15 protein-coding genes and 1 tRNA gene are annotated in these 9,861 nt (G+C 28.1%); all 16 read right to left on the bottom strand.

Going from position 1 to position 9,861, the window contains the following annotated elements:
* Positions 1-224 (bottom strand): hypothetical protein (locus Q1J60_RS05640; protein ID WP_423249109.1); only part of this gene is annotated, 224 nt, incomplete at its 3' end.
* 125 nt (positions 225-349) lie between these two features.
* The gene (locus tag Q1J60_RS05635) at positions 350-814 is read right to left on the bottom strand and encodes a Gp49 family protein (RefSeq protein ID WP_300259444.1); all 465 of its coding nucleotides are present in this window, start codon (positions 812-814) and stop codon (positions 350-352) included.
* 55 nt (positions 815-869) lie between these two features.
* Positions 870-1,106 carry a hypothetical protein gene (locus tag Q1J60_RS05630; protein ID WP_300259442.1) on the bottom strand — a complete coding sequence of 79 codons (237 nt, stop codon included), beginning with the start codon at positions 1,104-1,106 and terminating at the stop codon, positions 870-872.
* Between the two features lie 107 nt (positions 1,107-1,213).
* Complete coding sequence (locus Q1J60_RS05625; protein WP_300259441.1) at positions 1,214-1,666, bottom strand: TM2 domain-containing protein; 453 nt, start codon at positions 1,664-1,666, stop codon at positions 1,214-1,216.
* Between the two features lie 90 nt (positions 1,667-1,756).
* Complete coding sequence (locus Q1J60_RS05620) at positions 1,757-1,921, bottom strand: hypothetical protein (RefSeq protein WP_300259439.1); 165 nt, start codon at positions 1,919-1,921, stop codon at positions 1,757-1,759.
* A complete protein-coding gene (locus tag Q1J60_RS05615; RefSeq protein ID WP_300259437.1) occupies positions 1,914-2,168 on the bottom strand; it encodes a hypothetical protein in 255 nt (84 codons plus the stop codon). Before Q1J60_RS05615 ends, Q1J60_RS05620 begins: the two co-directional genes overlap by 8 nt.
* A gap of 127 nt (positions 2,169-2,295) precedes the next feature.
* Positions 2,296-3,396: a minor capsid protein gene (locus tag Q1J60_RS05610; RefSeq protein WP_300259435.1), complete on the bottom strand. Its 1,101-nt coding sequence runs from the start codon at positions 3,394-3,396 to the stop codon at positions 2,296-2,298.
* 134 nt (positions 3,397-3,530) lie between these two features.
* Entirely contained in the window at positions 3,531-4,949 is a 1,419-nt protein-coding gene (locus Q1J60_RS05605) for a phage portal protein (RefSeq protein ID WP_300259433.1), read from the bottom strand.
* Between the two features lie 8 nt (positions 4,950-4,957).
* The gene (locus tag Q1J60_RS05600) at positions 4,958-6,241 is read right to left on the bottom strand and encodes a PBSX family phage terminase large subunit (protein WP_300259431.1); all 1,284 of its coding nucleotides are present in this window, start codon (positions 6,239-6,241) and stop codon (positions 4,958-4,960) included.
* Positions 6,234-7,112: a terminase small subunit gene (locus Q1J60_RS05595; protein WP_300259429.1), complete on the bottom strand. Its 879-nt coding sequence runs from the start codon at positions 7,110-7,112 to the stop codon at positions 6,234-6,236. The genes Q1J60_RS05600 and Q1J60_RS05595 overlap by 8 nt, the downstream gene beginning before the upstream one ends.
* A 13-nt stretch (positions 7,113-7,125) precedes the next feature.
* The gene (locus tag Q1J60_RS05590; RefSeq protein ID WP_300259427.1) at positions 7,126-7,623 is read right to left on the bottom strand and encodes a hypothetical protein; all 498 of its coding nucleotides are present in this window, start codon (positions 7,621-7,623) and stop codon (positions 7,126-7,128) included.
* 142 nt (positions 7,624-7,765) lie between these two features.
* Positions 7,766-7,856, bottom strand: a tRNA-Ser gene (locus Q1J60_RS05585).
* Between the two features lie 304 nt (positions 7,857-8,160).
* Entirely contained in the window at positions 8,161-8,682 is a 522-nt protein-coding gene (locus Q1J60_RS05580; RefSeq protein WP_300259425.1) for a PH domain-containing protein, read from the bottom strand.
* Positions 8,683-8,691: 9 nt separating this feature from the next.
* Positions 8,692-9,012: a hypothetical protein gene (locus tag Q1J60_RS05575; protein WP_300259423.1), complete on the bottom strand. Its 321-nt coding sequence runs from the start codon at positions 9,010-9,012 to the stop codon at positions 8,692-8,694.
* Positions 9,012-9,365 carry a hypothetical protein gene (locus Q1J60_RS05570; RefSeq protein WP_300259421.1) on the bottom strand — a complete coding sequence of 118 codons (354 nt, stop codon included), beginning with the start codon at positions 9,363-9,365 and terminating at the stop codon, positions 9,012-9,014. The genes Q1J60_RS05575 and Q1J60_RS05570 overlap by 1 nt, the downstream gene beginning before the upstream one ends.
* Positions 9,366-9,377: 12 nt before the next feature.
* Positions 9,378-9,854, bottom strand: coding sequence for a hypothetical protein (locus tag Q1J60_RS05565; protein ID WP_300259419.1), 477 nt, complete (start codon positions 9,852-9,854; stop codon positions 9,378-9,380).
* Between the last annotated feature and the right edge of the window lie 7 nt (positions 9,855-9,861).

Genomic DNA, 9,861 nt, shown 5'->3' with positions numbered 1-9,861 from the left:
TCAAATTCACTTTGATGTTTTTTATCTTTTAATATATCATCAAAAGACTTATCACCTTCGTTACCTTCTGTTCCTTCTCCATCTCCAGTAGAAGCAGTATTACCATCTCCACCTTCAGAAATTCCAGCTCCTCCATTGCCTGCTACTCCATCTGCATTTAAAAAAGGTCTAGATACTCCACCTAAACCAAATAACTGTACATTCATTATTAAATTTCTTTTCATATTTCCTCCTTGCCCCTAGTGTTCAAGCCCACTAGATTCAATTTTTTAAGCCTTTTAAAGCCATGCTTAGGGCAAAATAAAAAAGTCTTATTTCTAAGACTTCAATAAATTATTAATCTTAAATATTATTTAAAACCTTCATAAGAACTTTGTAATAAGAATCCTAATAACGCCCATATTTGATTTTCTATTTTTTCTAAGCAACATTTAACTCCAATTTCTTTGTTATAATTTTTAGGATCTACACAACTTGAAGCTTCTGTTAACTTATATCCATTAATCAAAGTAGCGTGAACTATTGTTGTTTTACCATGACGTTCTATAACTTCATATGATTTAATAAAGTCTTTAACCATTTTAGAACCTATTGAAACTCCTGAAGGTAAATTTTTATTATCATCAACCTTTAAGTTATACTTTTCAAATTGCTCTTTAGGGCACCATGAAATATATCCATCTTTATACTCAATCAAATATCCTTCATCCGATGGATTTTCATTTGCTGGAATAGTCCATCCTCTATATTTATTATATTTACCTCTAGTCATTGGTTTAGCTTTAACTAATTTTGTACTAATATAACTTTGCATTTTTAATCACTCCTTTATTTTAAATTTATGCATACTTTATTTAAGTAAGTGCTTTTTAGCTTATATAATCTATACACTCTTTTATTTCACCATTTTGAATAAATCTTATTGCTTTAACTAATCCTCTCATCATACATTCGTTTGATAAAAATTTTGATTCTTTTAAAACTTCAAAATTTTTAGGGTTATCTAAAGGTATTTTCACTTTTCCATCTAAATTTTTTTCATCATTTCCAAAACTATAAATTAGATAATTCTTCGTTTTTTCTGATAAGTTCATTAAAACAATCATCTTAATTACCTCCTATTTCATAACTTTTAATATTAATCCGAATTTCATTTAATCACTCCTTTTAATTTATACATAATAAAAACACCTACATTAAGTAAGTGCTCTAACTATCTTCCTTTACCTGCTTTGAACTGTTTTCCACATTTTAAACAAGTAACTACTATTTTATTTTTACCCAACATTCCTGTTGCTACTCCTGTAATAGGATTAACTAAACAAGCACCTACTACACCCTTTACAAGACTAAATCCTTTTTTATTAGCTGTCAATTGAGTACTTCCACATCTAGGACACCTAACAACATCATTGTTACTTTGCATATGTCCATTATCATCATAAGTATTTATTGTGTTATTATTATTCTTTATATAACAATTGCATCCCATAATACTATCTGGATTTATTATTAATTTTACAAGATCATAAAGCCACCCTATGCCAAGTAATCCTCCAGTAAGTGTATATAAAACACCTTTTCCATAATTGCCTAAATAATATTGATGTGCTCCTAAAACACCTAATAATAAACATAATATAATTGCTGTACTTCTGTTTTTCATTATATTTCCTCCTTAAATTGTTAATAATTTAATAATATAACAATTTAAAGAAAAAGTAAAAGCACCTACTTATCAGTTTAAGTAAATGCTTTAATTATTATGGTATTCACATTTTTTACATATTTCTTTCCAATTTTCAACTTCTAATATTTCGTTAGATAATACTCTTTCTTTTATACATCCATCTACAACATCAGTTATTGCTACACAATCACCTATATCTATATCTTTATTCAAAATAGGACACCTAATCATCTTTTAAAACCTCCAATAACTTTTTAAATTTTTCATCATATTCAGAACTTCTATAAGCTGTTCTAACATTTTTGTCTTTTAAATTAATTAAAGTACACCCACTATCTGATATATATAAAACAACTTGACCATTCCAGCGACTATATGCAACTTTAGAATTATTTATAAATTCTTGTGCCATATCTTTTGTAACACCATGATTTCTCTCATTGTTAATATGGTTATAATCAAACTTATAGTCTTTCAAATCTATTCTATCTATATTCTTTATAGGAATACCTTTAATATTTAAGCTATCAGCTTCTTCAATAATTTTATTATATCTGTTTGTATCTCTAAAGTTACTTTTTAAAGAACTCCATTCTTTACTATTATTATACTTTATGAACTTTATTCTTCGAAATTTTTTCTAAAAATTCTACCTTATCTTTACCATACTTATTGACTACAAACTTATCATACCATTCATTATAGTTCATATTATCAATTACATAAGTCTTTCCAGTTACAGGATCTCTTGCCCTTCTCTTTAATCCACTTAATGTGCTTTCTCCTAAATATGCTATAGTTGTACTTCTACAAAAAGGATGTAGTGGTGGAAGATTAACCCCAGTTTTAGCATTTTCAACGATTAAAACTTTACCATCCATATGCCTGCATATTTTACTTGTCCTAGAATCTAATGTAGCTAAGAAAATACATTTGCTTATATCACACTCTTTATAACTTTCTATCTCTGCCATATTAGTTACGTATGTAGTTTCTGTCCTTATTATCCTTTCAGATGCAAACTTACCACAATTACTTAAATCATTCAGCTCTTTCGCCATTCTTTTTGAACTTTTACCACTCATTAAACCACTTGTTATTACTTCTTCCAATCTATTTGCCAATACCTCTGTATTATTCCATATTCTTTGAGAATAGCTTTTCCCACTCCATTTATTTTTTAATACCTCTTCTATAAAATCTATAGGCATTTCAGAAAAACTAAATCCTATTCCTAATCCTCTTTGAACATCAAATATATTACGATAATATGCTTCTTTCATATTATCAATGTAGTCACTTGTGCTTAACTTTAATTCTTGTTCTCCTAATAGCTTAGTATTAGCATAAATACTCTCCTTTAAAGCTTCTAATCTAGTTATACGTGCTTTATAAGGAGAGTAATTCAACTTTGCCATTAAGTATTTTTTTATATCTTCATCCTGAATATATTTAATTTTATCTCTTATACTCTTTAAATCCTTTGCATTTATATAAGAGTTTAGTAATTTTCTTGCTTCTGTTTTGCTTAACCCATATTCTATTGCATATTTATTGAATATCTTATTTATATCGCTATTTATATCAGCTATAGCCTTATCATAAGCTTTATTAATCTTATATATAGTTTCATCACTATTCTTATGATAAGATTCCATTCTAGAGTTAGCTCTTTGCTCCCAATAGTGTTTACTTCTCTTCTTCATAGTCTTATAACCTTATAACATATATAGAAATAATACAGATTAATATGTAAAGAATAAAGCCAATAAACTGACAAACCCTATCTATGATAGTTTTACCAGTAAATACATTTTTAAAGGTTACTAACGAAAATATACTAACTATTATTAGAACTATCCATGCTAGAATCTTCATCTTTATCATCTCCCTTATCATCTATATCATTCTTAAAGTTATAAGATCCAAAAGCTTTTTGATTTTCTTCTATAGTTCTTTCTCTATCTTCATCAAGTTTTTTTCTTTCTTCTTCAACATCTATTTCACTATCAAATCTTTGTACCCTAGTTTCCCAACTTAATAAGTCAGATGTTTCCTGAGATATTCTAGCTAATAATTCTTCATCTACTGGCAAACTTCTCTTCATGATAATATCTATTTTTGATGAATCAATGTGTTTTGCTCTTATATTTTCTATATTAGACATAAGTTTAAGTCTTTGCCTTAAGCCTTTTTTAAAGTATCTTTCCTTAGTCTTACCTAACTGTTCAAATCCTAATAGCTTATACTTCATAGCTATACCAGAAGCATTACCAACAAAATTTTCATCTGTTAAACATGGTACTTTAGAAAATTCATGTATATCATCTTTGAGTGATTTTTTTAATATTTCTGTTTGCTCTTCATTAAGCTGCTTAACTAACCACCTAGCATCACCTTTTTCATCTAACTCAATTATTTTATTTTCCATTAGATACTGAACTGTCTTACTTACTTCATCTTCATCATCCCCTAAGGATTGTCCTACTATAAGTAAGAATGCATCAACTAATTGTTCTTTGTCATTTACTCTATCACTTTGAAGTTTATTATAAGAATCTATTATAGTTATAACTCCCTCAAAATCCCCTATAAGCTTCTTGTTATTTTTATATTCAATTAAAGGAATTCCCTTAAAATAATGAGGTTCTCTATCTTCTTCGGTAGGTGCTTTACTGTTTAAGTCTACAAAAAAATAATGTATAACCTCTTCATCGGTATATACATTAACATCATATCCTTTTATTTGATTGTCTATATCTAACCTAACATTATATGAAACTCCAAACATTGGTTTTTCCTTAACAGTATTATCTACTACTAGAAAACTATTTAATGGGCTTATTGTTGCTAATTCTGGATAAGGAACTTCATCATCATTCATATAAAGCAATTCATATCCTACACCTAATATACTTATATCTAAAGCTAACTCATTGTTATGACTATCTTCATCTATTTCAGTAAATATATTATTTATTTCCTCTGATCCTTCACCAGAATATAAAATAGGTACACCAAATACATATCCAGTAGCCATATCACTTATATACTGTGCGTGGTTACAAACAAGTTTATTGTTAGGAATATTAGGATTATTAAACATTCTATTTAATATCTTATGCTTACCACCATAATAATTATTCAATACTTCATATCTATCTACTAATACTTTATGATCCTCTAAGCACTTACTTAAAAGTTCTACTGGTATACTTCCATCTTCATTCAATAAACTTCTATCTTTCACTATAGCCACTTTATCACCTACCTTATTCCTAATTTAGATTTACTTCTAATCTTAACTTTTCTATTTAACATTTCACTTTCCATACCGTATCTAACAGCATCTATTGTATGGTTATCTTTATCTGGGTATTCTCCTTTAAGATTTCCATTACTATCTTTTTCTATTTCATATCCTAAAAATTCTCTTTTTGTATTAGGACATCTTATTGGATCTATTATTATTTCTTCTATCTCTTCTGATAAAAATTTAATTCCATGCTCTACACTATCAGGTCCTTTTTTTGCACCTGCTATATTTAAACCTAGTGTTTTAAATTCATTTATTGTTCTAGGTTCAGCACTATCCGCAGTAATCTTTCTATTATCTTTATTTAATTTTCTTATTTCTTCAACTGCCTTACTATTACTCAACTGAACTTTGTACACTTCTCCAAATATATATAACTTTTTCCTAGTCTTATCGTAATGCATTAAAACATAAGCTAATGGATCTGCTGCGTAACCAAAGTCTAAACCATTTTTTAATCTATCAAATATTTTAATTTCATCATCACTTATCTGTCTTACAGTAACATTTCTAAATACTTCTCCACCAGTACCAGTTACAGCTCCTAAGTAATCATGTTCATACTTAGTTGGATTAACCTTATTCATATGCTCTGCTTCAATTATGAACTGTTCACCTAACCATTCTCTCGGTACTGTTCTATAATCACTATGATGTACAAACTTATCTTTTCTTTCTTCTAATACTTCTTGATTGCACCAGTTTCTTTGGCTTTCTGGCGGGTTAAATGAATAAAATACTACAAACTTTGGACCACCTCTCATTAATGATTGGTTTATTGTATCAATTTTAGGCTTTCCCTCAAATTCATCTACTTCCTCATACCATATATATTTAATATATCCTTTAGGAACTTTAGTAGACTTTACCTTTTTAGGATTATCAGCCCCTTTAAATCTAATTACTTGTCCAGTAGGCTTATACGTTATAGTAAGCTTAGCTTCTGGTACATGCCAATCATTTTCTACCCCTAATGTATCTATGGCCCATTTAATTTGGTCTCTAACTGATTCTGATAAAGTATCCTTAACTCTTCTAAGTATTAAAGCATTAGACATTATTCCCTTTGCTGCATCTCTCATCATTCCTAAAACAATTTCTATTGAAATAAAAGAGGATTTAGTACTTCCTCTTCCACCTTTAAACCAATAATGAGTATGCAGTTCTCGTTTTATATCTTTGTGAGATTCATAAAAACTTTTAGCTATAATACATTTTAACTTTACTTTAATCATCTATATCATCCACTATTTGAACCATATCATTTTTACCTGGTCCACCTTTATTTATTTTTGATTCCAATACCTTAATCTTAGCCCTTTGTTCTTCTGTAGCTATCCCCATGTGATCTGCTAACCATTGAAGGGCTTTCATCTTATCTTGTAGTTTAATCTTAACTCCGTCTTTTCCTTCTGATACTTCTTGTAATATGCTAGTATCTAACTCTTTACTATCGTTAAGCTCAACTACATTATATTCAAAGTAATCTTGCTCTCCTGTATCTGGATTAATAACTGGAATATCTTCACCATCTTTATTTGTGGTCCATTTGTTTTTACGAACCTTTTTAAAAGATAAATAATCTCCAATATCTGAAAAAGCTATATCCATATACTTTTGGAATATATCTTCTTCACTTAACATTATTCTATTGAGCTTACCTTCTTTTAAGCTTTGAACTTCTTCTTGAATCCTAACATTTCCTAACAATCTAGGTCCTGCAACTAATGCTGTTTCATAGCTACATTGATATGCCTTTTGATAAGCCTTTGTAGCATTGAATCTCTTTATATAGTAAATACAAAAAAGCCTTTGCTTATCAGTAAGTTCAGCATTTTCTAATACCTCTTTTACCTCTTCTGCAATAGGCTCTTTAATATCTTTTTTTATATTAGTTTTATTCTGATTTTGATTAGTAACGTTACTATTTCTTATTGGTAACGCTCCTTTTAATTTATCCTCCCAATTATCTTGTGATTTCCACTTTCTAATTTGAGAATCTTTTATGTTTAACTCTTTTGCTATATCAATTAACTTAATATCTCCATCATGATCCTTATATATCTCAAATGCTTTATCTCTATTTGGACTTCTTGCTCGAGCCACATCACCACCTCATTTATTTTAAAAATTTTAATATCAAGGAATTATTCCACTTTAAATCTTCAAATTCACTCAAGTGCTCCACATTAATTATTTCACATTCTATCTTAATAATTTTCTCTGAATTTGATAAATTATTATTTTCAATCATCTTATATGCATTCAAAAATGCTTTTTTATATTCATTACTTAAGAACATTTTATCTGAATCCATATCACTTAATCTCTTTTTAACAGTATCTAATACTATATCTGAATTAGTTTCTAAATATAACTTACAATATCTCAAATAAGTTTTATATGATAAAGCCATATCTTTTTCTGAATCTAAAAAATTCTTATTAAATACAAAGACTAATCCTTGATAAACTACAATCCCAGTAAAAAATCTTTCAACATTTTCATAAGAGGTCTCTATCGGATATATCTTATTAATAACTAAAACAAATATAATTGCTACTATAAAAACCTCTAAAATATAAACTAAAAATTGTTTAATATACTTAAATTTCATTAATTATAAACCTCCTAATTTAAAATTCTTTAACATTAATTATATACTAATTAAAAGATTTATTAATAAAATTTAGTAAATAAAAAGAACCTAGCCGAAACTAGATTCTTTTCCGTAATCCAGAGGTTATTTATTTTTTTAATGGCGGAAAGTAAGAGATTTGAACTCTTGCTAGACATAAAGCCTACTAACAGATTAGCAATCTGCCCTCTTAACCACTTGAGTAACTTTCCATGTGCAGGAACTTAATCCTGCTTAGTTAGGTTTTTAGTTTGAAATTAAATAAACTTAAGAATAACAAAGGGAGCTTTTAGGAAGGCAATGGATTTGAACCATCTTTAAGCTAACCAATAGACCTTCCACGATACAAGGCTTTTACACCTTGCTTTATATATCCGAATTTTAAAAGGAGGTGTGTATATCATACACAAAATACAATGAACTATTAACTCTGTCCTCATACATATTATCTCATATATTTTATCGAAAAAACTATTCAAAAACAGTTCAAAAACTATTGAAAAATTTCCACCTTATTTATGATAGAAAACTATCTCCCCATCTTGATACCCTCTCAATTATTTTTTTCTTATCTTTTACAAGCTTAGTTTCACTTATATTTAATTTTTCACAAATTTCTATATTTGAATCACCATCTCCATACTTATACTCTAAAAGCTTTCTCCAATAATCTTTTAACCTACTATCAAAGAATTTATCCAAAGATTTATTATCTTCCTTCATCTTCATTATAGATAATTCTAAATCAACAATCTTACCTTCCTTTTTCTCTATCTCTCTTTCTAATCTTTCAATTAGATTAATCATATTCTTTTCAGCAGCACTAATTCCATCATTAGATGTTTGAACTCTCTCACTAAATCCTATACTTTTAACATCTGGACTTAAACTTACATCTGTTGTCTTAATTTTTCTTTCTAATTCCTCTATATTCTTTTTTAATAAATATCTTTTGCTTTCATAAGCTTCAATTTTTGAAACATTCTCAAAGTAATTATAAAGTTGCCATTCTGTCCTTTTAAATAATGTCTTGTCCATAGTTCCTCCTTAAATATTAAATCCTATTTGTCCTGGTAATATTTCTATAACTTCCTCTTTTCTCTCGTATGATTTTTCTAATAACTCTTTTATTTCAGATTCACATAAATATTGATCCTGATACTCTTCGCATTCCCTATCAAGTAATTTAATCTTAATATCATCTTCCAATATATTAATATTATCAGTCATATCACACATAGAAACTCTTTCCATAGCTATATCACTTAAGATTTCTTCTATCTCTTCATCATTCAAAGTAGTGCTAACTAAAGTTGCTATATCCACTTTACAAGTAACTTCTCCTTTAACAAGTTTTAACTCTCTCATTACTTTTCACCTTCTTTTTTCTTTTCCTCTTTTAAAACAACACCTGCACTAAGAGCATCAATTCCTGCATCATCAGTCTTATTCTTCTTTATCCTGCATTTATCTAATCTTCTGTGAAAGTTATATTCTGCTCCCTGCTCTATAACTTCTATAAGATAATTAACATCATCTAACTTATCCTTGAATCTTAATTCTCCAATCACATTATCTTCTGGTATATTGTTTTCTATAGAATCTTTAAAGTTATGTAAAGCTTCTAATATAACAACCATTTGTGCATAAGGAACTTTAATGTGTTTTTCTTCACCTTGAAGAGTATTAAAATCGAATACACTCATTTGTCCTTCTATCACTCTAAACACCTTCTAACCAACGATATACTTTCTATTCCTAACATATTTTTTAATGTTGTTAAAATAATCCCTAGCTTCTACTTCATCATTATAATCATTTAAATCTATATCTCTTATTTTTAAACTTTCTAAACTATTTAAATAATTCGAACAATTTGTTCCTTTTGGTAATGGAGCAAATGGTTCTATCTCCATTGCTCCTAAATCATAATCTTTAAAAGACAATTCCTTATTTTCACCTGTTAAATAATCATATATAACAAGACTATCTTCTCTAACTTCTTTAATGATGCAATCATAATATCCGAATCCAGAATGTTCATATCCTATATAATAGATTTTCATGCCTTTTACTAACCTTATTTTCTCCTTTGGTTTATAAGATTTATAAGAGCCTACACTTTTATAAACAAGAATTATGAAATCAAAGCTTTTTTCATCTTTTTTTACCAACTCAAAGATGCTTACTTGTCCTTGTAACACTTCCATTTTTCAC

Origin of the sequence: Clostridium sp., assembly GCF_029258205.1 — a bacterium.
Lineage (GTDB): Bacteria > Bacillota > Clostridia > Clostridiales > Clostridiaceae > Sarcina.
Note: the sequence above shows the minus strand (reverse complement) of the source record. Positions and strands in the feature narration are given on the sequence as shown.

What these genes read in the sequence shown, in the direction of transcription:
- Q1J60_RS05635 (WP_300259444.1), bottom strand. Translation starts at nt 814, where the DNA reads ATGCAAAGTTATATTAGTACAAAATTAGTTAAAGCTAAACCAATGACT.
- Q1J60_RS05630 (WP_300259442.1), bottom strand. Translation starts at nt 1,106, where the DNA reads ATGATTGTTTTAATGAACTTATCAGAAAAAACGAAGAATTATCTAATT.
- Q1J60_RS05625 (WP_300259441.1), bottom strand. Translation starts at nt 1,666, where the DNA reads ATGAAAAACAGAAGTACAGCAATTATATTATGTTTATTATTAGGTGTT.
- Q1J60_RS05620 (WP_300259439.1), bottom strand. Translation starts at nt 1,921, where the DNA reads ATGATTAGGTGTCCTATTTTGAATAAAGATATAGATATAGGTGATTGT.
- Q1J60_RS05610 (WP_300259435.1), bottom strand. Translation starts at nt 3,396, where the DNA reads ATGAAGAAGAGAAGTAAACACTATTGGGAGCAAAGAGCTAACTCTAGA.
- Q1J60_RS05600 (WP_300259431.1), bottom strand. Translation starts at nt 6,241, where the DNA reads ATGATTAAAGTAAAGTTAAAATGTATTATAGCTAAAAGTTTTTATGAA.
- Q1J60_RS05590 (WP_300259427.1), bottom strand. Translation starts at nt 7,623, where the DNA reads ATGAAATTTAAGTATATTAAACAATTTTTAGTTTATATTTTAGAGGTT.
- Q1J60_RS05580 (WP_300259425.1), bottom strand. Translation starts at nt 8,682, where the DNA reads ATGGACAAGACATTATTTAAAAGGACAGAATGGCAACTTTATAATTAC.
- Q1J60_RS05575 (WP_300259423.1), bottom strand. Translation starts at nt 9,012, where the DNA reads ATGAGAGAGTTAAAACTTGTTAAAGGAGAAGTTACTTGTAAAGTGGAT.
- Q1J60_RS05565 (WP_300259419.1), bottom strand. Translation starts at nt 9,854, where the DNA reads ATGGAAGTGTTACAAGGACAAGTAAGCATCTTTGAGTTGGTAAAAAAA.